At 56.8% G+C, this 23583-nt stretch carries 18 protein-coding genes and 1 tRNA gene; 6 read left to right on the forward strand and 13 right to left on the reverse strand.

Annotated elements, in window-relative coordinates:
* Positions 1-176: 176 nt before the first annotated feature.
* Both AC4ANK_RS07440 and AC4ANK_RS07445 read left to right on the forward strand, forming a co-directional pair.
* Positions 177-869 carry a TPM domain-containing protein gene (locus tag AC4ANK_RS07440; protein ID WP_031594831.1) on the forward strand — a complete coding sequence of 231 codons (693 nt, stop codon included), beginning with the start codon at positions 177-179 and terminating at the stop codon, positions 867-869.
* A gap of 26 nt (positions 870-895) precedes the next feature.
* Positions 896-1513: a TPM domain-containing protein gene (locus AC4ANK_RS07445; RefSeq protein ID WP_002554944.1), complete on the forward strand. Its 618-nt coding sequence runs from the start codon at positions 896-898 to the stop codon at positions 1511-1513.
* Positions 1514-1570: 57 nt separating this feature from the next.
* Here the strand turns inward: AC4ANK_RS07445 and AC4ANK_RS07450 are convergent, their stop codons facing one another.
* Together AC4ANK_RS07450 and AC4ANK_RS07455 are read right to left on the reverse strand one after the other, a co-directional pair.
* A complete protein-coding gene (locus AC4ANK_RS07450) occupies positions 1571-2587 on the reverse strand; it encodes an alpha-xenorhabdolysin family binary toxin subunit B (protein WP_002554943.1) in 1017 nt (338 codons plus the stop codon).
* On the reverse strand, positions 2584-3804 hold the full coding sequence (locus AC4ANK_RS07455; RefSeq protein ID WP_460383258.1) for an alpha-xenorhabdolysin family binary toxin subunit A: 1221 nt from the start codon (positions 3802-3804) through the stop codon (positions 2584-2586). The genes AC4ANK_RS07450 and AC4ANK_RS07455 overlap by 4 nt, the downstream gene beginning before the upstream one ends.
* Positions 3805-4100: 296 nt before the next feature.
* Between AC4ANK_RS07455 and AC4ANK_RS07460 the strand changes: the two genes are divergently transcribed.
* From AC4ANK_RS07460 to AC4ANK_RS07475, 4 genes are all read left to right on the forward strand, one after another.
* A complete protein-coding gene (locus AC4ANK_RS07460; protein ID WP_460383256.1) occupies positions 4101-5321 on the forward strand; it encodes a class I SAM-dependent methyltransferase in 1221 nt (406 codons plus the stop codon).
* 150 nt (positions 5322-5471) lie between these two features.
* Positions 5472-6620 carry an L-threonine dehydrogenase gene (gene yiaY, locus AC4ANK_RS07465; RefSeq protein ID WP_002554940.1) on the forward strand — a complete coding sequence of 383 codons (1149 nt, stop codon included), beginning with the start codon at positions 5472-5474 and terminating at the stop codon, positions 6618-6620.
* A 24-nt stretch (positions 6621-6644) separates the two neighbouring features.
* Positions 6645-7091, forward strand: a complete 447-nt coding sequence (locus tag AC4ANK_RS07470; protein WP_002554939.1) for a GNAT family N-acetyltransferase — start codon at positions 6645-6647, stop codon at positions 7089-7091.
* A gap of 123 nt (positions 7092-7214) precedes the next feature.
* The gene (locus tag AC4ANK_RS07475; protein ID WP_002554938.1) at positions 7215-8462 is read left to right on the forward strand and encodes a polysaccharide lyase family 1 protein; all 1248 of its coding nucleotides are present in this window, start codon (positions 7215-7217) and stop codon (positions 8460-8462) included.
* Here the strand turns inward: AC4ANK_RS07475 and AC4ANK_RS07480 are convergent.
* The 11 genes from AC4ANK_RS07480 to uca form a co-directional block, all read right to left on the reverse strand.
* Positions 8454-9806 (reverse strand): Fic family protein, encoded by a 1353-nt coding sequence (locus AC4ANK_RS07480; RefSeq protein WP_002554937.1) that lies wholly within the window; start codon positions 9804-9806, stop codon positions 8454-8456. The genes AC4ANK_RS07475 and AC4ANK_RS07480 overlap by 9 nt on opposite strands.
* A 150-nt stretch (positions 9807-9956) precedes the next feature.
* Positions 9957-10397 carry a YqaA family protein gene (locus AC4ANK_RS07485; RefSeq protein WP_002554936.1) on the reverse strand — a complete coding sequence of 147 codons (441 nt, stop codon included), beginning with the start codon at positions 10395-10397 and terminating at the stop codon, positions 9957-9959.
* 9 nt (positions 10398-10406) lie between these two features.
* The gene (locus tag AC4ANK_RS07490; protein ID WP_460383252.1) at positions 10407-11273 is read right to left on the reverse strand and encodes a nickel/cobalt efflux protein RcnA; all 867 of its coding nucleotides are present in this window, start codon (positions 11271-11273) and stop codon (positions 10407-10409) included.
* An 8-nt stretch (positions 11274-11281) separates the two neighbouring features.
* Positions 11282-11575 carry a metal-sensing transcriptional repressor gene (locus AC4ANK_RS07495; RefSeq protein ID WP_005745585.1) on the reverse strand — a complete coding sequence of 98 codons (294 nt, stop codon included), beginning with the start codon at positions 11573-11575 and terminating at the stop codon, positions 11282-11284.
* Positions 11576-12093: 518 nt separating this feature from the next.
* A tRNA-Gly gene (locus AC4ANK_RS07500) sits at positions 12094-12167 on the reverse strand.
* Positions 12168-12318: 151 nt separating this feature from the next.
* A complete protein-coding gene (locus AC4ANK_RS07505) occupies positions 12319-13200 on the reverse strand; it encodes an alpha/beta fold hydrolase (RefSeq protein ID WP_002554933.1) in 882 nt (293 codons plus the stop codon).
* A gap of 297 nt (positions 13201-13497) precedes the next feature.
* The gene (locus AC4ANK_RS07510; protein WP_002554932.1) at positions 13498-14190 is read right to left on the reverse strand and encodes a pseudouridine synthase; all 693 of its coding nucleotides are present in this window, start codon (positions 14188-14190) and stop codon (positions 13498-13500) included.
* A gap of 35 nt (positions 14191-14225) precedes the next feature.
* The gene (locus tag AC4ANK_RS07515; protein WP_460383249.1) at positions 14226-14450 is read right to left on the reverse strand and encodes a cysteine-rich CWC family protein; all 225 of its coding nucleotides are present in this window, start codon (positions 14448-14450) and stop codon (positions 14226-14228) included.
* 56 nt (positions 14451-14506) lie between these two features.
* Positions 14507-17812: a dermonecrotic toxin domain-containing protein gene (locus tag AC4ANK_RS07520; protein ID WP_460383247.1), complete on the reverse strand. Its 3306-nt coding sequence runs from the start codon at positions 17810-17812 to the stop codon at positions 14507-14509.
* A 142-nt stretch (positions 17813-17954) separates the two neighbouring features.
* Positions 17955-19769, reverse strand: coding sequence for an allophanate hydrolase (gene atzF, locus AC4ANK_RS07525; protein WP_031594837.1), 1815 nt, complete (start codon positions 19767-19769; stop codon positions 17955-17957).
* A gap of 35 nt (positions 19770-19804) precedes the next feature.
* Positions 19805-23479, reverse strand: coding sequence for an urea carboxylase (gene uca / locus AC4ANK_RS07530; protein WP_057446679.1), 3675 nt, complete (start codon positions 23477-23479; stop codon positions 19805-19807).
* Positions 23480-23583: the final 104 nt, after the last annotated feature.

Raw genomic sequence — 23583 nt, forward strand, 5'->3', positions numbered from 1 at the left:
GTACGAAAATGGTGGTTTGATTGATTTTTGTACAAACCCTGTTCGATCAATTATTGACCGCATCAGGCGTTGGCGATGGATTATGCCGGGGAACTTGTGTTTTGGCTAAGGCGTGTCGTTTCAATAGTTTCAAAAAAAGCACCGGAGGTCTGATTTTGAAGTCTGTTTCACAATGGATGTTGTACGTGGTGATGCTATTGGGAGGTGGGTTGCGTGCCGAGGCGGAGCCAACCGCGCTGGTTTTTCCGCCAATGACCGGCAGTGTGGTCGATGCTGCACAAATGCTCGACAGTCAGACCACAGTTCGTCTGGCCAGACTTCTGCGTGCCCACGAGCAAGCCACCGGCGAGCGCGTTGTAGTGGTGACCCTGGCCGATCTGCAAGGTACAAGCATCGAAGAGTTCGGAGCCCGACTCGGTGACGCCTGGAGCCTTGGGCCGCACGGCGAAGACGACAGCGTTCTGCTGGTGGTTTACCGTGACAAGCGCAAGGTATTCATGGAAGTCGGTGCTGCCCTGAAGGATCGTTTCAATGAAGCCCAGGCCTCCTTGATCATCGATATGTTGATGACGCCCGAGTTTGACGACAATCGTTTTGCGGTCGGCATCGAGCGCGGTACACGGGCGGTTATCGCGGCTTTGGGCGGTCAGATACCGGATTATCCCGAACCGACGAGACAGATGTCCGAATATGAAGAGCAGGCCAGTGACGATCAGGTCTGGCTGATCGCGATTGTTCTGACCCTCATCGTGCTGGGCATCGTGATCATCAGTATCAAACGCGGGGCCGTTGCCCGGCCTGCACGTGACAGGGCCGCTGACCGCAATGGCGGTCGCTTTGGCGGTGGCGGGGCTTCGGGCAACTGGTAGCGGATCGATTGGTCAATGAGGGAAGCATGGCGTTATTGAACAGAGATGAACAGCGGCAGGTCGCCGAAGCGATTGATCGCGTCGAGCAGCGCACCGATGCCGAACTGGTTACGGTACTGGCTGCTCGTGCCGACGACTACGCGTACATGCCGCTGATCTGGGCCGGGTTGATCGGCCTGCTGCTGCCGGGCACGGTCAATTACTGCGTTCAGTGGTTGAGCGCGGACGAACTGATGCTGGCGCAAATGAGTACGTTCATTGTTGTGGCGCTGGTCTGCCGCGTGTCGAACGTGTCGGCCTTGCTGGTGCCGCTTTCGGTTCGGCGCTGGAGAGCCGGAAATCTGGCACGTCGGCAGTTTCTTGAACAAAACCTGCACAAGACCCATGACGGAACCGGCATTCTGGTTTTTGTCAGTGAGGCCGAACGGTATGTCGAAATTCTGGTTGACCATGGCATTGCCAGTCGTCTGCATGACGATACCTGGAAGGCGATGGTCGACGTATTTACCCAGCAGGTCAGAGACGGGCAGACCTTGCAGGGGTTTCTTGGCTGTATCCATGCCTGTGGCGAGTTGCTTGCCGATCACGTTCCAGTGACGTACGGCAGGAATGAGCTGCCGAATCGGCTGGTGGTGTTGGGGTAACGGCAAAAGGCAGATGTCGATTTTATCGACATCTGCCTTGCTTGAAAATCGTCCGGGTCAGACGATACGTTTTACGTCATAAAACGATTTTATGTAGGTCTTCAGTTGTTCGACATGCTGGCTGATCAACGCCGAAGCATCACCTGGCGATGTTATCTGATCAAGAAAATGATAGAGCGATTGATAAACCTTTTTCGCTTCTTGTACCCAAAGTGCTTTGCTCTGAGCGACGCCAGCGAGCCCTGTCAACTCGTCGAGTTTTTCCTTGATTACCTTTGTTTCCTGGGTAGACATGCGGGAGTCGTCGAGCAGGGCGTTATAGCGCGACCTCAGCCTGTCGCGTTCTCGAGTAAGATCAAGGTAAGTCAGGGCGCTGCTGATCTTGTCGAGTAGTTTTTCGAGTCTGGCAATCCCTGCGGAGACCAGCGCAAGTTCTGGCGATGGTGTGATGATGAGCTGTAGCTCCTCCTGGGTAGGCAGTAGTTCCTTGAACAGGTCGGCAATGTTGTACTTTTCAAGCGTACTGATCGTTGCGTCAAGCAGGCGTCGGTCTTCAGCGATTAAAGCCATTGCGCTTTCTAACGTGGCTGATCGTTGGGTGATGCTGTCGATCTGTTGCTGGAGTGTTTCCAGCAAACGATTGCTTTCCAGCGTCAGGTTTATCTGCGCCACATTGTCGCTGTGCTCGGCAATGGCCGCCGCGCTGCGGCGTACCGCTGCTGTGATATTCGATACCTGGCGAATGCGCTGCCCGTTCAGCAGGTTGATCGCTTGTTGTTTCTGTTTGTCGCTGAGCGTTGCGTCGGCCTCAATCAGTTGTTGTTTCTGATCGATCGGTTTCAGGTTTACAGTATTCAACTGCACGGTGATATTGGCCAGTTCCTGGCGATAGACCTTGTCTGCGCTAATCAATACGTCTTGAAGCGGCAGCATTTTTTCTTTCATGGCCGGCAGAAAGTTCAGCTTCGAAGTGCTCACCTGCGCAAGAATATTCTGGCGGGCGGCTGTCATGACTTTATTGTCAGGAGGGGTGAGGACCAACGGCTCACTCAGGGTTTCAGTGCTCATGATCATTGTCCTCTCTTGCCGGATTGCTGTTCGCGTTGAAACTGATCCAGTGCACTATCAAATATCTTGAGTAACTGATTTGCCATGCCTCTTATTTCCCGCCAAGGTGTGACTACCCCTTGAAACTGCATAGCGAAAATCATCAGCGCCTGATCAGTCGTGATCGCTGAAAGTTCACTGGCAGAACGGTCGATATACGCCGCCAGCATGGTCCAGAGGTCTTTCAAATGGGTGGCGCTCTGGTGAGCGTCCATCATACGAATATTCATGTCTTCAAACAGTATTTGCAGGCTGCGCACGGCGGCTGACAAAGGAGATTTTTCTTTGAGTTTTTGAACTTTCTGGTTCTTGGAAGCCACCATTCGATTTTTTTCTTTTCGGATTTCCTCCGCTTGGGCGCCAAAAATGCCCCCCGTGATAGCGACCCCGATGGCCCCGCCGAAAAGACCCCAGGCAATATTATACAGGGCGGTTTTATACTCGTTGTTTTTCTGCTCGATTTCCGTCGTCAGTTGTTCGATATCTTTTTCCAGATCCTGGATCTGCTGGTCCAGATCAGAACAATTTGCCAGTTTCACCTTGTCATTGATGCCGGGAATTAGCTGGACGCTCAGGACGGTGCTGAACGTATCGATGTGGTCCGCCAGGGTTTGCGCAGCGTGCTGATGGTTTTTTATTTGTGACGCCGTTTTCTTCAGAAACTCTGCCAGCGTGATACACACCCTCTGATCGGTTTCACCCAGTGGTACCGGCGCAGTGTTACGGACCTCTTCAATGTTTAAATCGGCAACGGTCAGGTCCAGTTGTCTGGCAAAATCCATTTTTTCGATGTAGTTGATGATCTGTTCGCCCTGTCTCGAGAATTGGGTGGCAAACAATTCAATGGCGAACCCGCTGCGTTTGATGCCATCCTCGATACTGAGCCAGCTCTTGCCATGATTATTGATGGCCTGGTAAGTCACCAGCATATCTTTAGGCTCAAGTCCGGGAATGTAACTTCTTGTAAAACCCAATTGCTGTTCGACACGATTAAGCGAGGTGGGAATGTTCAGGGCGTGACGCTCGTAACGCTTAAGACTGAGGATGTCTTCCCTGGTCAAAATAAGTGCCGCGCTCCGGCCTCCGATTTTTTCATCATCGAGTATGACGCTCAAGTACTCTACGGGTTTTAAAGTAACCCGTGCGATATCTTCGTTTTCCAAGAGTGCTGCTTGACTCAACATACTGCACGTTCCTTGTACAAGTTATTCTGTTAGAGCAAAAAGCTCCAGGAGTGAGATCTGATCGTCTGTCATCAGTGATGGCGACTATAAAGGTGTTTTTGCGCGCTACAAGTAATGGCTCGTGATTTTCGGCAGGGATTGTTTTACGGTTTGTGTGTGTTTCTCTTTGGTGTGTAGGGCCGTGCAAACAGTGTGTGTAGTCTTTGAAAAATAGGGGTGCCCTTGACGCGTCGACGCGCCTAAAATGCCGGTCTGATTTTTCGAGTCCCGGCCGGGACGTTTGAGGCACATTTTCAATGTCAGTCATTACCCCCACGTCATCCAACACTGCGACCGATCACCGCGCGCAGTTTCTCGGCCTGCTGGACACCAGCCTGTCGCAAAACTCGCTGATCAAGCTGGTGCTGGCCAAATATGTGGGCAGCGAGGCCGAATTACAGCGGGTCATCATTAAACCGCTGACCGTCAAGGAACAGCCATGCCTTACCTTTGTGTATCGCTACAAGACCCGCGATATCACCAAGAATTTTCCGCTTGCAGAAGCGGTGGGCGCTATTGCCAGCCTGATACCTGAATCGTTCAAGAACGCGCACCTGCTGTCGCTGACCGACGAGGTGCAGCTGGAGTTCAGCAAGAAGGGCAAGAGCACGCTGTTCAAAAGCAAGGCTCAGCAGGAGCGTGAAGCTCCTTCGGCCGGGCATGATCGTGAGAAAAAGCGCTATCTGGAGCTGAGCCGCCCGTTCCTGGCCGACTTGGGTGTCACCAATCGGCAGCATGAACTGATCCCTGCGATGTCGCGCAAGTGGAAGCAGATCAACAAGTTCATCGAAGTGTTTTCCCATGCCTTGAGTTCATCGCCACTCAAGCTAGATCAGCCGATCAAGGTGGCAGACTTCGGCTCAGGCAAGGGCTACCTGACCTTCGCGATCCATGGCTACCTGTGCAATACCTTGCAGGCGCAAGGGCAGGTGACCGGTGTCGAGCTGCGTGAGGACATGGTCACCTTGTGCAACAACGCTGCGGCGGGTCTTGAACACCCCGGCCTGACGTTCCAGCACGGCGATGTGCGTACTGTCGCGCCCAGCGCGCTGGATGTGATGATCGCGCTGCATGCCTGTGACATCGCAACCGACTACGCCATTCATATGGGCATTCGTTCCGGCGCCTCGATCATCATGTGCTCGCCGTGCTGCCACAAACAGATTCGCCTGCAGATCCAGAGCCCGGCCTTGCTGAAACCGATGTTGCAATACGGCCTGCATATGGGCCAGCAGGCAGAAATGGTCACGGACAGCCTGCGTGCCTTGTTCCTGGAAGCGTGCGGTTACGAAACCAAGGTCTTTGAGTTCATCTCTCTGGAGCACACCAACAAGAACAAGATGATACTGGCGGTCAAGTGCGCCGAACCGGTCAACCCGGACCTGTTGATCGCGCGTATCCAGGAGCTGAAGACGTTTTACGGCATCAGCGAGCAGTGCCTTGAAACGCTGCTGAGGGCGGACGGCTTCATCGGCTGAAACAGCCACCCTGCACACGTAGACCGAAGAGTCTTCGACCAACGGTCTGCTATCAGGCTGCTTCATTGCGCCAGGTCAATGGTTGTGCCTCGCACACGGCGGATGCTTGGGCTATCACCCAAGCATCCGAGCTACCCACGAGGGTCCGTCATGATCAGCACCTTTTTCATCCCCGCAGTGAACATCATCGGCACTGGCTGCATTGATGAAGCCATGCTCGCCATTCGCAAATACGGATTTCTCAAGGCGCTGATCGTGACCGACGCAGGGCTGGCCAAGGCCGGTGTGGCCAGTCAGGTCGCGGGGCTGTTGGTGGAGCAGGGCATCGACTCGGTGGTATATGACGGTGCCAAACCCAACCCGACCATCGCCAACGTCGAGAACGGTCTGGCCTTGCTGCGGGAACGCCAGTGCGATTTCGTGATTTCTCTGGGCGGCGGTTCACCTCACGACTGCGCCAAGGGCATTGCCCTGTGCGCCAGTAACGGTGGGCATATCAGCGACTATGAAGGCGTCGACCGTTCGGCAAAACCGCAGTTGCCGCTGATCGCGATCAACACCACCGCCGGAACCGCCAGCGAAATGACCCGCTTCTGCATCATTACCGACGAAGCGCGCCACGTAAAAATGGCCATCATTGACCGTAACGTAACGCCACTGTTATCCGTAAACGACCCGAACATGATGATTGCCATGCCCAAGTCACTGACCGCCGCCACCGGTATGGATGCCTTGACTCACGCGATAGAGGCCTATGTCTCGACGGCTGCCAATCCGATCACGGATGCCTGCGCGTTGCAGGCCATGGCACTGATTGCCAACAATCTGCGCGATGCCTTCACCAATGGAGCGAACATTACTGCACGCGAGAACATGGCATACGCACAGTTTCTGGCCGGCATGGCGTTCAACAACGCATCATTGGGCTATGTACACGCCATGGCGCATCAACTGGGCGGCTTCTATGATTTGCCGCACGGTGTGTGCAACGCCGTATTGTTGCCTCATGTTCAGCGTTTCAACGCCAGCGTCAGCGCTGCGCGCCTGACTGATGTTGCGCATGCGATGGGCTGCAATATTCGTGGTCTTTCTCCGCAAGAAGGTGCTCAGGCGGCAATCGAGGCCATTCGCGCACTGTCGGCTGCCGTGGAAATCCCGGCGGGGCTGGCGGTGCTTGGCGTCAAGGAAGAGGATTTCCCGATCCTGGCCACCAATGCCCTGAAAGATGCGTGCGGTCTGACCAATCCGCGTCGTGCCGATCTTGAGCAGATTAAGGAGATATTTCGTCAGGCAATGTGATTAACCGCAACAGACAGGCTAAAAATGGCAACGCTCTTACCCTACACACTTTCGGCCCGGAATATCTGTCTGGATATTTTCGACAGCAACGTACCGCGTTACTTTGATCCTGCGGAGCGCAAGCAATTTGCCAGCTTCCTGATGGCACCGTTGGGTCAGTACTTCGTTGTCGAGCGTGATGGCGATGTTCTGGCTTGCGGAGGATACCTCGTGCTGTCAGACCCGTCAGTGGCCGAGCTTACATGGGGCATGGTCCACGGTGAGCAACACGGTAGCGGCCTGGGGAGGTTTCTGACCCAGGCGAGACTTGATGTCGTAAGGTCATTACCGGGCGTTACACGTTCCCACATCGATACCAGCCAGCACGTTCAGGGCTTCTACTTGAATCTGGGGTTTGTCGTGACCTCTGTCGAAGTGGACGGGCATGGTCCTGGAATCGACAGTATCAGAATGGAGCTCGCGTTTTCGTGAGGGATGCTCGCGGCTGAACAGAGCCTGACCAAGGCTACAGAATACGAGTAAGGCAGGCCGCTCTGCGTTTAGCATTCAGACTGTTTTCGCGACCCTTCGCGAATAGGACTGGAAGTTCAACAAATGAGGCTTTGGGGTGCTCTTTTGCAATGCGTTTCTGCTTTGTTCCTGATGCTGTCGGGTGCGCAATACCTGGAGGCAGCGGACTTGCCGGAAGGTTTTGCCAAAGGGGTTACGGGTGGCGGAGCCGCCGCGGCAGTACACCCTTCAACGCTTGACCAGCTTCGGTCTGCACTGTGCGCGTCTTACGACTCGCGCGGTGCCTGTACCGATGAAACCCCGCGGGTCATTGTGCTGGAGCACCTGTTCGACTTTCGCGGGAGTCTCGTTGCCAAAGGCAGCGCCGAAACCACCGAACCGGGCTGCATGGTCAAGCAGTGTCCGCATGGCGGCGAGCAGCTTGCTCTCAATGGTCCCAACAACTTCTGCCAATCCAGGCCACCGGTCATGGTGACCTACGACAATGCAGGGCTGAAGCCACTGAAAGTCGGATCGAACAAGACCCTGATAGGCGTGGGCAAAAAGGCCGGTATCCAAGGTGCAGGACTGTTCATCGGTGACGGCGCGCATAACGTGATTGTCCGTAACCTGACGCTTTCAGACATCAACCCGAGTGTCGTATGGGGCGGAGATGCGCTCACTCTGAACAAAGCCGATGGCGTGTGGATTGACCACAACACCTTCGCCCGTATCGGCAGACAAATGATCGTGACAGGCTGGGGCACTGCTTCACACGTCACCATTTCCAGCAATGAGTTCGATGGTCGCACGCCTTACTCGTCGACCTGCGATGGCCATCATTACTGGGTCTGGCTGTTCCTCGGCAGTCAGGACACGCTGACGCTGTCAAAAAACTACATACACGACGCCTCGGGAAGAGCGCCGCACTCCGGAGGCATGAATAATGCGCAAGTCCGCGCTCAACTGGTCAATAACGTTTTTCAGCGCATGACCTACCAGGGCGCAATCATGTCGCGGACTTCATCCTCACAGTTGCTGGTGGAAGGAAACGATTTTGAAAACGTAGCTCATCCACTGTTCAACGATACGGATCAGCCGGGTACCGCGTTTGCTTTGTTTGGGCCGGGTTCAGCTGGCGCAAACGATGTATGTATGAGTGTTATTGGAAGAGCATGTGTGGCGAATCAGCAGCAGATGAGTGGCGATGACTATCGTCCTCAGGACACATCTGTGCTGGAGGCTTTCAGGGATTATCGGCAGTTTCTGGTGGCGCCGGTTTCGGCGCAAGAGGCCAGGGCGCGCGTGCCGGAAGACGCAGGCGTGGGGAAGGTAGGTGTTGGTTTACGATGATGATTTCAATAGTTGAGTCGTATCGATCATCGAATAAACCGACTCACTGCCGGTCTTCATTTTGTGAAACAGTTTCAGGTCCACCAAACCATTCAGTACAGTTGCCGCTGTATTGTAAGCACACCCCAGCTTGTTTTTGACATCGGTCACGGTGAAAGACTTTATGTCTGATGAGTTGGCCACGTTGAAGATGATTCGTTGTTTGTCGGACAGCTTCGTGTACAGCCCCGACTCGTAAAGGAACGCGTTGAAGCGATCAATTGCAGCCACGTTCGCTTCGTGATTTCTCGTAAACTCTTTGATGGCCCGTGCAATGACCTGGCATTGATAGTCGATGAAGTACGTCAGGTCCATGTCATCCGTTTCGGTGTACAGGTAGCTTTTTCCATACTTGATCGGAGCGATTTTCAGAAGCGTGCTGATGGCGATATACCTGAATCCGCCAAAACCACATTTGAACAGGTACCAATAAAATAACGACCTGGCGACTCGACCGTTGCCATCGTGAAATGGGTGCTCATAACCAATCACGAAATGGAGGATGACCGCTTTTATCAACGGATGAATGTAGGTTGGACTGTCCAGGTCCGAGTGCTCGCTATTCGCCCACGCAATAACCGACAGAAGCCGTTTCTGAATGCCTTGAGCGGGCGGTGGCTGATGAACAATGTTTCCGTTTCCATCCTCGACAACAACGTCATCCACTGACCGTAATTCGCCTGGATAATAACGCTCGTCTTCTATCCCTTCGACACCCACCTGATGCAGGTCGGTTATCAGCTCAAGCGACAGTTCCTGGTCCCGGCATTCCCACGCATGTTGCATCATCCGGAAATTACCGATGATCATCTTTTCGTCGGGAGTCCGGGCGCTACGCTTTCTTTTCAGCAACTCCTTTGCTGCTTTGGTAGTCGTTGCAGCCCCCTCAAGCTGGCTGCTGCTGATCGCCTCGTCTTCGACCAGATCGTTAAGCAGGTACGTCAGTTGCCTGGACTCTCCAATTCTGGAGCACATCCATTCCAGCGCCGCTGTGGTCGTATTCTGGTCACCGGCAGAGACAGCCATTTGCATTGCAGGCGTATAGAGAAAGCCGCAGGGCCGAGATGGTTCACCCAGAGATATGGCCGTGACTAGCTGGCGATTTCTGGCTTGCCTGACGACCGACCAGGCCAGAGCTGCATCCAGCGATTTCGGAAATCTGAAACGCAGTTTATCGAAATGCAGATAACGTCCCTGCGCATCGAAGGGCTGCGCAAGCTCAAGATAGGCGTCTGCCTGATCGGCGTGGTCGCTGATAATCATGGCGAACGGATTCTGGATGAGCGCAGGCGGCGACTTGACCATGATTTCAAATTTCCAGGAATTTGAGATGGAGAGTACGGAGGTTGGGGGTTTATTTCAATTTTTTGCAAAATTGAAATAAGTATCAAAGCGAAACCGGGCACTCTATCTGGAGTGTCTACCCACTATTCGAGTCACCACCGCCGATCTCCTCTATACCGCCCACCCCAGCGTGAGCGCTGTCAGCGTCAAATAGCGTAAAGCTTTTGCAAAAGTGACAACCAGCAGAAAGCTCCAAAGCGGCTCACGCAGGACACCGGCGATCATGGTGATCGGGTCACCGATGATAGGCACCCAACTTAGCAACAATGCCCAGCGTCCATGGCGTCTGTAAATGATTTGAGCTTTGTCGAGGTGTCGCTCGCTGATGGGGAACCAGCGCTTGTGCCGAAAGCGTTCAACCGAGCGCCCCAGATACCAGTTCACGACCGACCCCAGAACATTGCCCGTAGTTGCAGTCAGCAACAGAAGTGCCGTCACGTAATGTTCCGAAAGGAGCATGCCAGCCAATACCGCTTCAGATTGCAGCGGCAGAAGCGTTGCGGCACCAAATGCCACGGCAAAGAGGCCCAGATAGCTGGTCAGCTCGAACACGATGTCATCTCACGAATACAATCCGTTCCAGCCGTGGACACCCACGTACACGCCGACGCAAATGATCAATACGCTGGAAAGATACGGGGCTCGTCGGGCAGCTGCATTGAGCCAGGGAAAACGGTTTGATGCTTTGCGAGCGCCGATAGCGGCAGCGGCTCCGACAGTCATCAAAGTGATTGCCAAACCAATGCTGAAACAAAGCACCATCGCGGCCCCTAGCGTGACTTGCTTCACTTGCAGGCACAACAGCAAAACAGTGATTGCAGCTGGGCAAGGGATGAGCCCACCGGTCAAACCGAACATCAGGATCTGACCGTTGCTGACCTCACGATAGGTGAACCGCTTGCGAATGTCTTCGGCATGGGCCTTCTCATGAGCATCCTGATAACCCTCGGCAGCCAGCGTGAATCTGTGCGGATTGCTGTGATCATGGCTAAGGCCGTGGTGGTGTTCCTGGTCATGGTCATGGTCATGGCTGTGATGGTGTATTTCGTGGTCGTGGTGATCGCTGTGGCCATTAAACAGCTGCTCGCCGCGCCATGTGCGCCACAACATCCACAGCGCAATGGCGATGATCAGCGCTGAGGACGCAAGCTGAAAGTAGGGCTCGGTCGTTTCGGCATCCAGGCCCTGACCCAGATACATGCCGCCGATAGCGACCAACCAGACAACAGCAGTATGGGATAGCGTTGCCGCCAGCGCGAGCATGACAGCCTGCTTCACCGATCCCCGAATGGCCACGATGAATGCCGCCATCATGGTTTTGGAGTGCCCCGGCTCCAAGCCGTGCAATGCCCCTAAAAGGACGGCGCTGGGGAAGTACAGCCAAGCGTTGGCACCGCCTCGCTGCAATAAATCGGCAAAGTCGGGCATGTGAGGCCTTACAGGTATTTAGTGATTTGCTTGAAGGCTTCAAGTGGCGCTCGCTCGCCTTTGGCAAGAGCCCCCATGGTGTTTTCAAGGCAGTGATCGATATGATCCTGGATCAGCGTGCGTTTCGCCTGACATATCGCTTTCTCGACGGCATGAAGCTGTTGAGCAATGTCCACGCATTCGCGGCCGTCTTCGATCATGGTGATGATGCTTCGCAAGTGGCCGTCTGCACGCTTGAGACGTTTGATGATCGCCTCGTGTGACTGGTGCGTATGGTCATACGGATGTTCGTGCTCACTCATCGCTTGAGCCTGTTGGGTGAATGATCCAGGCTGACACCTTATCCTCCCCGGGGGGATAAGGTCAAAGGTGTTGCGCCTGACGGTGCTATTTGGTTGATTGAGGATGGGACTGGCGGGATGTTGGTTACTCTCAGGCCCCTCTGAACTTGATGGCTTAGGGGCAACGGATAGTGGCCTGTTAACCTTCGCAGGCCATCTTCAAAAAACAGTCAAGTAGTTGAATTCAGTTTCCAGGGTTCTGAAGCTTCAGCTGGCACGAGCACGTGCTTCCTGCCAAGTCGTTAGCATGTACCCAAGCTTGGTAAGTCGTCATTCCTGACGCTGCGTACTATCGCTTTTTCGGCGATCAGGTGGCTGGAATGCGTTGATGTATGGATATCAGTCTGACTGAAGATAGAAGCGATACCGAACATGAGCAGCTATGCGAAGGAGCGTAGATCCCGCTCGGACAGCGGTAGAGGTTGTCACGCTACGTGCCATTCGGAGATTTGAGGAGAATTAACGAGTTAGGAAAAATATGGAGCGGGTAGAGGGAATCGAACCCTCAACTAAAGCTTGGGAAGCTTTCGTTTTACCACTAAACTATACCCGCTCTGGGAGCTGCTCTGAGCGGCTGACTTTGTACCAGAACCCTGCCTTGATTTGAAGCGCTAATTTCACCGCGCAGCGATTTCCCTCCTGATCACCCCCCCCCCCCGCCAGCTGCACATGCGTGTGGGCTGACGGAGAGGCGCTCACGGGTTTCAGAAGGCGAAAGCATGGTGGCCCTGAACCCGGTTGTAGACGCTGGATGACGCTTGTGCCGGTTGCAGGAAGTTCATTAGCGCCTGTTTCGAGTCGCGGCAGGCGGCCTTGTGTTCCATGTCCAGAAAGTGGCCTGTGGCTTCGATGGTGTTGAAGCTGCAGTTCTGCAGGTATCGGGAGAACTGCGCGGCGTCGTTCGCGGAGGTGTACTCGTCCCAGGCACCATTGATGAAAAGCACCGGCACCTTGATGCGCTGCCCTGCTGTCAGGTAGTTGTCCGGGTCAAGCTCCAGTACCTGACTGAAGTGATGGTGCATCTGGTCATATTCATGACCGTCCAGGCTGCTGACATGGCGATAGTTGACGCGCTTGAACAGAGCCGGCAGGTGCTTGCCGATAGTGTTGTTGATCAAATGCCCCATGTCGTAACGGCTATGTGCGCCGAGGTAGTCGAGGCCTTTGTCCAGGTACTCGCGCATTGGGCCGTTGATGACCGGTGAGAACGAGCTGATGACTGCGCTTTCGATGCGTCTTGGTTGATGCGCCAGCGCAACCAGCGTAGCTGCGCCGCCCCAGGAGAAGGACAGAACGTGCTCGGCGTTGAAATGGTCGATCAGTTCCAGCAACAGCTGACCTTCCTCTTCCCGGGTCAGCGGTGCGCCGTGCACGTTATGTGGCTTGGACCTGCCCGAGTAAGGCTGGTCATACAGCACCACGTTGAAGGTGGGGTAAAGGTTGCGGACGGTCTGAGCAAATGACGCGGTGGTGGCCAGTGAGCCGTTGACCAGAATGATGGTCTTTGCGGCGGCATCGGTGTGATAGAACTCGGTATAAACCCGAAACTGTCCTTGTATGTCCAGCACTGCTTTTTCTGGCGACATAGGTGTAACTCCTGGCGTAAACAGGTAGACGTGCACATGACGTTGCACGAGTTTCGTGACAGGCAGGCGATAGCCGATTAAAGGCCCATGTCGATCCGATAAGCTGTTCGACAGGTATTGTTATTGGCGGGCAATGTGTCGCGAACCAGCGGCTCGATACGACAAAGTGTTTCTTGGAATAATGGATTGACTCATCAGTCGCATAAGGATTGACAATCCCAGTCAAGCAGTCGATCCGTTAACCCGCAAGTGTCATTCGTACCTTGTTTGCGTAATCCGCCAAACGGTTGTGACTTTTCAGAACAGGCTGATTTCCGCAGCGTGCAACGCCCGGTAGCCGCCGGGTGCCAGGGCAGGGTCCAGCGCCAGCGCGCCAATATTCTCCCGGTGCAGGCGCAGCACTTTGTTATTGAAGTGACCGAACATCCGTTTCACCTGGTGATAACGACCTTCGACAATAGTCAGGCGTGCGCTACGTGGCCCCAGCAGGGTTAATTGCGCCGGTTGCGTGGTGATGTTCTCAAATGAAAAATACATACCGGCAGCGAATGTGGCTGCGTAGCGTTCGTCGATCGGTTGTTCGGTCTCGACGTAATACACTTTGGGCATTTTGGTCTGCGGCTGGGTGAGGCGTCGTGACCATTGACCATCGTTGGTAATCAGCATCAGGCCAGTGGTGTTGAAGTCCAGCCGCCCGGCGATATGCAGCTCGTGTCTGTCAGGCTCGTCCAGCAAGTCGAGGACTGTCGGGTGCTGTGTATCAACTGTCGCGCTGACGCAGCCTTCAGGTTTGTGCAGCATGAAATAGCGGGCAGCTTTGCCGGCTTGCAGTATTTCCCCGTCGAGCGCTACGCGACTGAACTCGCGCACTTCGTGGTGCGGGTCGCTGGTTGTTTGCCCGTCTACCTGCACCCGCCCGCTGGCCAGCGCCAGGCGCACGCTTTTGCGATTGAGGCTTGGCAGGTTACTGAGGAAGCGATCAAGGCGCATAGCAACAGCGGCTGATAGGGGATGGGGGGCGCATCTTACTTGTTGATCCGGTCGGCAGACTGGTCGGATGCGGCCTCCTGGATCCCGGCGCAACGCGGACACAGACACGCCTTATCGCGGATGTCCGCAGGCAGGGCTTCAAGCAAAGCCGGGTCGATGCTTTCCGAAAAGCACCAGCAGGCCTGATCTGCCGTAAGCGGGTCAGCCAGGCTGCACTGGTTGCTGAAACCGCACAGAGGGCAAAGGCGGGTGTCGTTCATGGCGATTGTCTTGCTCGATGATCGGGGCAGTTGGTTCAGGCGCTTCTGCCAATTGGCTATGTTGCAGGGGGATGATAAACCGGTGCGCGGCGCAACAGTGCAGATATTGCTGCGCATCGGCAGTGCACCAGCAGCACCCTGTCGTAATGAATGCCCTGTGTCGACAGGCTGTGGAACAGGTCGCTCAACGAAGGGGGCGCCTTGCCGAAGCGGTTGCGTACCGTCAGTACATCCATTGGCGTTGGCGGTAACCAGCCCTTGAGGGGCGATGCGTTCGAGTTGCCTACCACCCGTGCAATATCGTCATAGGTTTCGTAACTGGCTGTCTGGAACTTGGACAGGCTGTAGTTCTTCAGCCTGCCGGGCAGTGAAGTGCCCGCGATTATCTTGTCCGTCATCAGCAATGGCTCATGCGCGGCTACTGGATACATCAGGATATTTTCCTTTGTATTGGAAATGGCAAACGGCCGGGCATTCTTGTTGACGATACGGTGCAATTTGGGGTCGACCAATTCATAACCATGCGGCGCATAGGTGCGGATCTCCGTGCCGTTGGGGATCTTCACCGTCGCAGTCCACGGGGTGTAGTACCCGTGGGTGCTGACCACCAGTGTCCGCGCCTGACCTCTGTCCGACGTCCAGAGCAGGAAGCGGCGGACCAGCTTCCAGGCATGCACCGGCACCAAACCGGGCGACACTATGCTGGTGATGGTCCAGCGTTTTAGCAGGGCGTCGGTATGAAAGAATTTTTCCAGTCGTGTATGGCGCGGTTTTAATGGCCGCGCGCCTAAATGACTGGAGCCTCGTGAGCCACCGGACAACACTAAAGACGCCCCCGCTGTATGACCGGCAGGTTTGACGATTTTGGTCAGTGTGCGCAGTAGTCTCGGTGTCTGCGGCCCAAGCTGTAACAAGCCCAGCGATAATGTTGCCTGCAGCGCCTGATTCTTTTCTGCGTAACGACTGCCCGGCAAATTCGCGGAGGCAACGCTCAGTGCAGTAAGGCCGACATCCGCTGCCAGCGACGCTAAAAACGCCGGTGTCAGCAACAGAGACATGGGCACCAGCAAACGCTGTAAATGGTGTAGACGGTCTGTCCAGTACGCCAGCGAAACCTGTGCGGAGGTCGCGATCTGCTCTTCTGCATCAGCCAGCGAATTCTGTTTCAGGAGTTGATGCAGATAACCGAACGGCGAGCCCTCCAGTTTTTTTTCACACAATGAGTGGTGCAGGGCTTTTCGAGTGTCAGGGTTGTACAGCGCATCCGCCCACGGGCGCAGGATGGAGACGGGCGGACCGGGTGCCTGAACGCCGCCCCATAGCTTGAACAGGTAGTCCAGACGTTGGTGATGGCGCACGGGAATGTAGCGCATCACGGCTTCACGCCAGTCCGGTTGGGCGGTCTTCAGGTTCAGATAGCGTTCAAGTGCATCGCCGTCCGTAAACTCGATAAAGGCTTCGGGATACCCAGGCTGATAGAGCATCTTCGGTTTACCGGGTTGCTCAAGTATCAACAGCCCGGTGTATTGATGTTCCATGCCGTCGATCAGCGAGCCCTGAACGAAGAAGCCAAGTACCAGCCAGTGATTGGGCGCAGAAGGGGCGAGCGCTTCAACGACTTGATCGAAACCGCTGCGTTTGAGGCTGCCGCGCTTCAGGCTGATCAGCGCCTGATGGATGAAGGCTGATTTGAGTGCCTGTTCGATGGCTTCTTTTTGCTGCCCCCAGAATTCTTGAATACGTTTGGTCATCCAGTTCAGAAAATCGAATGCCTTGATATAGTCTTCAAGTGCCTGCGGCGTGATCGCCAAACTCTGGCCCTGAGCGCGTACGCCCTGGCCGGTGGTGTCGAGAAAGACATCTGTAATACCGTCGTGATCAATGTAGCCCTGAGGAGCATCCACCCGGTAGTTGATCACCAGCGCTTCGCTCAGGCTGATCGGTTTTTCATCGGGCGTGTGAACATGCGTGGGTGGATTGCGGGCTCCGCCCAGCGGGCTGATAGAGTTACCGGATTGATAGGCGATGAACACGTGGTCAGGGTTGAGCGTCAGACCGTGATGTTCCAGCAGATAAGTCTCCATGACCTGCGCAGCCATTCTGGAAGCCGAGGGGATGGGTTCCAGAAGAGCAGGGTTGGCCTGCCAGAGGTCTACCGCCCCGGCCAGCTTGAGGCTGCGCGATACCGTCTTGAGCAGGTCGATGTTCTGGCTGTTGAGCTGTGTCTCGGCAAATGATGCCTGGGTCAGTTCGGTAAAAACGTCTTCTGCGAGCAGCGGCGCGCTGGCAACTATGCCTGCGTCCTGATCAAGCGCATGCAACGCGTAGCCATAGAGCCTCGAGGCATTCAGGGCCGCCAGCAGCCTGTTGGTCATCTGGTCCGGATCATCGCTGATGTATTCGATGACGTTGCCCTTGGCACTCAGTATGTGAATGAAACAGTGGGAGGTGGTTTTCGACCTGACCTGAAAAATTCCCGGCACCGTTTTGCCGTTGAGTGACAAGATTCGAACCTCGGATTTCTCACCGCGGCCGCTCTGTTCCAGTGTCGCTACGTCGGCAGGGAAATCACTGAGCCCCAGAGCGTCCAGCGTCAGGAAATAGCCGTCGCGGCTGATGTGCCCGTGGAAGAACCGGTGAGCCAGCCCATCCAGAAAACCCAACCGCGACAAGGTGCGGCAGGTGACTGTGTGTCGTGTCCTGAAAGCCTCCAGAGCCATGCTGTAGTCGCGATCCAGCGGTGTCTCGCTGAGCCACTTGAGCATCTGCCTTGCGCTCAGTGACGGGGCTTCCTCGGACAAGGGCGTGTCGATGATTTCACTGCGATACAGGGCCATGAACTGTTCTGGATCGAAGACCGCCAGTGCTACGTTGGTCAGCGACATGTCAATGCTGTAACGCTCATGCCCCTCGTCGTTCAGGGCGGGCAGGGTCTGCGTGCTGAACGTGATCCGCAGCGTGTCCGGGTCCAGCGTCTTGCCGGTCTTTTGTTCGAGCAGCATGACGAGTTGTTGGTGGACATAGTGTTTTCGAGTCGGCGGGAAGTCCATATCCAGCTGGCACGCTTCAAGGAGCAACGCCGAGTTGGCGATCAGCTGGAAACCCGGGCTTTTGCGCAGTGCTTCGAGCGTGCGTTCGATGCGTGCGGTCTTATCTTGCGTAGCGTGCTTTTCGGCCAGCGGTGGCAGTGGTTGTTCACGGGGTGGAAACCGGAGCGCAGGCAGGGCCAAGGGCGCCCAGGCATTGAGCGTATCGTGTCGGCTGTTGCTGTGCTCGGGCAGCAGAACGCTTGGCTGTTCCAGCAGAAACGATGAGGCGTGAAAGAGGGTGTCCTGGCGAAGCGGACTCCAGATGTGGTTCATGACGGCTGGTCGAAGTGAGTGGATGCGTACTATGTCGGCAAGACCGTCCGAACATGACATAACTATGTAGTAGTGGCAGAGCCTTTGGAGTAACAGAGCTGTTTCAGAAAGGGCGGCACGTCAGAGCATGCCGCCTTTTCGCTTACATCTGTTGCAAGTGTGCACGCCAGCCGCCGAGATGGCTGATGTCGCGAGCACCTGTCAGGCCGTAGGCTTCACAGATAAACCCGGTCTCCCAGCGGCCATCGGCCAGTTGCACCTTCCCCAGGCCCAGCGGTGCCGGAATGCCGGTCAGAAACGAACCCAGCTCGACACTGGGCAACTCCCAGACTTCCACCTCAATGGCCACACCGTCTTCGGCCACCCGTACCATGCCTGGACGAAAAGGCGGGCCACCGGCCAGCGCGAACAATTTATAGTCGGCTGAGCTGTGTGTGCACTCCAGCAAACGGGCACCGCGTCGCTTGAGCTGCCAGTTCAACGCCAGTCCGTCCAGGTGCGCGCCGCAGACCACCAGCCGGGCCATATCGTTACCTGCTAAGGTCTTCGGCGCGGGCAATCGAGGTGCTGCACCGCCGATCAAAGGCAGGGCGGTGTGCCGCTGGAAAGCATCGGCCAGACTGAGCAGGTACTGATCGGTGAATGCCCGTCCGAACAACGTAATGCCCCACGGCAGACCGTTGCTCATGAAGGCACTGGGTACGGCGATGGCGGCGTAGTCGAGCAGGTTGACGAAGTTCGTGTAATAGCCCAGCTCCGAATTGCGCAGCACTGGCTCGGCAGCCAGTTCTGCTGAAGTTACCGGGCGGCCGATGCTCGGCGTTACCACACAATCCAGCCCTTCAAGCGCCCGATCGCAAATCACCTTGAGCGCCTGCAGACGGTATTGCGCCCGAAACGTATCGACCCCGCTGACCCGGGGTGCCTTGGCCAGCACGTCGCGGATCACCGGCAATACCGCGTCAGGGTGTTCTTCCATTAACTGCCCGGCGACGCTGTAGCGTTCGGCCACCCACGGCCCCTCGTACAACAACCGCGCCGCTTCGAGAAACGGTGACAGGTCTACCGTGACAGCTTCGCCGCCCAGCGCAGTGAGATGGGCGATGGCCGCGCTGAACAGCCTCGGTCCTTCGTTACAGCCAAAGAATTCCAGGTCTTCAGCGCGTGGTACGCCGAAGCGAAACGGTCGAGGTGCGCCGAATGCCGAAAGGTCATTCCACTGCGGGTTGCGTCGGCTGTATTCATCGTGCGGATCAAGCGTGGCAACCAGCCCCAGCAACTGGCTGGCTTCCCTTGCTGTGGCAGTAAAGATCGACACGCAATCCTGCGTGCGGCAAGCGGGTACGACACCAGCGGTGGAAATCAGCCCCTTGCTGGCTTTCAGCCCCACCAGATTGTTCAACGCTGCGGGCACACGGCCCGAACCCGCCGTGTCAGTGCCCAGCGAGAAGCTACTGACCTCCAGCGCTACGGCCAGTGACGAACCTGAGCTTGAGCCGCCGGACGGGTACTCTTTCAAGACACTGTTGGGGCAGGCGCCATAGGGCGAGCGGCTGCCATTCAGGCCGGTGGCGAACTGGTCCAGATTGGTCTTGCCCATGGGCACCGCCCCCAGCGCGATCAATTGCTCGACGATGGTCGCCGAGCGCGCTGGCGTGTAGGCGTACGCCGGGCAGGCAGCGGTGGTCGCAATGGCGGCCAGATCAATGTTGTCCTTGATCGCGAAGGGCACGCCATAGAGTGGCAGGCTTTGAATATCGCGATTTTCCAGTGCGGCCAGATAGGGCTCCAGTTCAGCCGGGCTGAGCAGGTGAATGAACAGGTGGTAATCCGCATTGAGCGTTGCGGCTTTTTCCCGTAGCGCCAGAATCAGCTGGCGTGGGGAAATCTGGCCGGATAGGTAAGCAGTGCGTACGGTATCCAGGCGCAGGTCGTTGGGCAGTGCTGAGTCGTTCATGACGCAATTCCATTGAAAGTGAAAAGTTGATCGGTTCAGTCTGCTGCCAGCACCACCACCCGCTGCCCTGCGCGTACTGCCGAGCCGGGTTGCACCCTGACTTCCTGCACCACACCTGCGACTGGCGCGAGCAGGGGGATTTCCATTTTCATGGACTCCAGAATCACCAGCACATCACCCGCTTCGACACGCTCGCCGGGTTGCACCTGGACCTGCCAGAGATTGCCAGCGATGTGGCTGTCGACGCCTTGTTGGCCCGTTTGCAGTGGCAACTCTTCGGTGTTTGGCGCGACGCCTTCATCGCTCTGAAAGTTGGCCTGGCCGTTGGCGATCCAGCGTTCGCGTTCGGCGTTGAACGCGGACTGTTGCTGAGCACGGAATGCCGTGATGCCTTCGGCTTCGCGGGTCAGGAAGGCCTGGTAGTCAGCCATGTTCAAGGTGCTGTGTTCGATGTTCAGATCGAAGCGGCCCAGCGGGAAATCGCGACGGATGCGTAGCAATTCGTTGGCGCTGACCGGGTAGAAGCGGATCTGGTCGAAAAAGCGCAGCAGCCATGGCTTGCCTTCGAAGGCGGCAACGTTGCGGTAGCGATTCCACATCTGCAGCGTGCGGCCGACGAATTGATAGCCGCCGGGGCCTTCCATGCCGTACACGCACATGTAGGCACCGCCGATGCCGACCGAATTCTCGGCGGTCCAGGTGCGCGCCGGGTTGTACTTGGTGGTCACTAATCGATGACGCGGGTCCAGAGGCGTGGCGACCGGTGCGCCGAGGTACACATCGCCCAGCCCCATGACCAGATAACTGGCGTCGTACACCGTACGCTGCACCTCGTCAAGATTGGGCAGGTCGTTGATGCGCCGGATAAATTCCAGATTGCTCGGGCACCACGGTGCGTCCTTGCGCACGGTGGTCATGTACTTCTCGATGGCCAGCTGACAGGCCGGATCATCCCAGGACAACGGCAGATGAACGATGCGCGACGCCACTTGCAGGTCTTTCGCTGCGCACACTGCGTCCCACTCTCCAGCGACGATGTCGAGCAGTTGTCGGAGGGGCAGTTGTTCGGGGCGGTAATGGACTTGCAGCGAGCGAATACCTGGCGTCAGGTCAATCACGCCCCCCAGTTGCTTGGCCTCCAGCGCCAGCATCAAGGCATGGCCGCGCAGACGCAGCACCAGATCCAGCTCTGGCGCACCGATTTCCAGCAGCAGGTGGGTATCGCCGGACAGGCGTGCGACCAAGCGTTTATCGTCCTGACCTATGTCGAGAATGACCGGGGAGGGCAAATCCTCTATGCGCACAGCTTCGCTCCCACGGGAGTTTGCGATGCCTTGTGGGAGCGGACTTGTCCGCGAAGAGGGCGGTACAGTCGATGTATTTTCTGCGTCTGGAATATAGCCTTCGCGAACAAGTTCGCTCCTACACCGTTCTGCATGACACGCCTCGACGCTTACCGGAGTGAATCGGACCCTGTCGCCAGCCTTCAACTGCCCCAGCTGCCACAAGTCCGCTTCGATAATAGTCACCGGGCATACGAACCCACCCAGGCTCGGTCCGTCCGGACCTAGGATCACGGGCATATCGCCGGTGAAATCCACCGCGCCGATCGCATAGGGGTTATCGTGAATATTGGACGGGTGCAGACCTGCCTCGCCACCGTCAGCGCGCACCCATTCGGGTTTCGGGCCGATCAGGCGCACGCCGGTACGGCTGGAGTTGAAATGCACTTCCCAGTCGGTTGCAAAAAACGTCTCTATGTACGCTTCGGTAAAGTATTCCGGCGCAGCATGGGGGCCGTAAATGATCCTTATACGGCGAATGTCAGGCAGCGCCTCAAGTGCGTCATCGGCAATCCGCTGGCCCGCGCTACGATCCACCAATGGCGCAATGTGCAACACATCACCGGCCCGCAACGCCCGCCCGCCATGCCCGCCGAACTGGCCGAGGGTAAAGGTGCTTTTGCTGCCCAGATAATCCGGCACGTCCAGCCCGCCACGTACGCACAGGTAGCTGCGTACGCCGGCACCTGCAATGGTGCCCAGCGCAAGGGTCGAGCCTGCGCACACCAGCAGCGCGGCGTTCATGGCGCGGGGGTCGCCATCGAGCGTGATCGGGATCTGCGCACCGGTCACGGCAATCACGGCATCGGTATTAAAGCGCAGCAACGGCCCGCTCATGGTGATTTCCAGCGCAGCGCATCCTTCGGCATTGCCCAGCAGGCCATTGCCCTGGCGCAACGCGCGGCTGTCCATCGGCCCGGATGGCGGTACACCGACCGCCCAGTAACCCAGCCGCCCCGGATAATCCTGAACGCTGGTCTGCGTGCCGCCGCTCAACACTTCGAAGGTGTCAGCGTGATACACCAGACCTTCCAGGCAGCGGGTCCACGGCTGGCCGCTGGCGAACGGCGTGTCGGCAATGATCTGGCGCAGGTAGTCGCGATTGGTCTCGACCCCGTACAGGCGCGTTTCGTTCAGCGCATCGATCAGCCCGGTGCTGGCCTGCTCGCGGGTCTGCGCCCAACTGATCAGCTTGGCAATCATCGGGTCAAAGTACGGCGGTATCTCGCAGCCCGCTTCAACCCAGGTGTCGATGCGCATTGCATGGCCATCGGCAGGCGGAAAATTCACCGCCGTCAGCAGGCCGGGGCAGGGCTGGAAGTCACGGCCCGGATCTTCAGCATACAGCCGTGCCTGAATGGCATGGCCGGACGGTTTCAGGCCGGCCTGCAATTGCTCCAGTGGCGGCAGGTCTCCGGCAGCCAGTTGTACCATCCAGCTGACCAGATCTACCCCCCACACCTGCTCGGTGACGCCGTGTTCGACCTGCAGACGAGTATTTACTTCCAGAAAATAGAAGCGCTGATCCTCACTGTCGAAGACGAATTCGACGGTGCCTGCGCTGCGGTAATTGACCGCTCTGGCGAGTTTGATGGCTGCCGCGCAAAGTTCCTCGGCCATGCCGTCGGGCAGGTTGGGGGCCGGGGTTTCTTCCAGCACTTTCTGGTTGCGGCGTTGCACCGAGCAGTCACGTACGCCGAGCGCAAGCACCTCGCCCTGACCATCACCAAACACCTGCACTTCCAGATGGCGGGCACGCTGAATGTATTTCTCGATGAACACACCCGCGTCGCTGAAATTGTTCTGGCCGAGGCGCTTTACCGCCTCGAACGAATGTGCCAGCTCTTCAGCGCTGCGGCACACTCGCATGCCAATGCCGCCACCGCCTGCAGTGCTCTTGAGCATGACCGGATAGCCGATATCACGCGCCGCTGCGATGGCTGATTCCAGGCTGTCGAGCAGTTCGGTGCCTTCGAGCATGGGCACGCCATGCTGTCTGGCCAGTGCGCGAGCAGTGTGCTTGAGGCCGAATACGCGCAGTTGCTCGGGCGTTGGCCCGACGAAGGCGATACCGGCGTCTTCGCAGGCTTGAGCGAACGCGGCGTTTTCGGAGAGGAACCCGTAGCCGGGATGAATGGCTTTGGCGCCGCTGGCTTTGGCAATGGCGAGGATCTTGTCCACCGCCAGATAGGTTCCGGCTGCGCCACCTTCGCCCAGGCTGTGGGCTTCGTCGGCCTGCATCAGGTGCAGGCTGGCAGCGTCGGCTTCGGAATACACCGCCACGCCCTTGACCTGCAAGGTACGCAGGGTCCGCAGGATGCGGCAGGCAATGGCGCCACGGTTGGCGATCAGCAGTTTGTCGAACATGGCATAACCCCGGAAACCCAGTCGCGCTCGGTTTCGTGATGGGAAGCGGGCCGTCCCGCTATTGATCAATCTACGCAACGGTCGTCCGTTGCTGAGGGCAGGTG

The sequence above is a fragment of the Pseudomonas sp. Pmew2 genome (assembly GCF_058129885.1).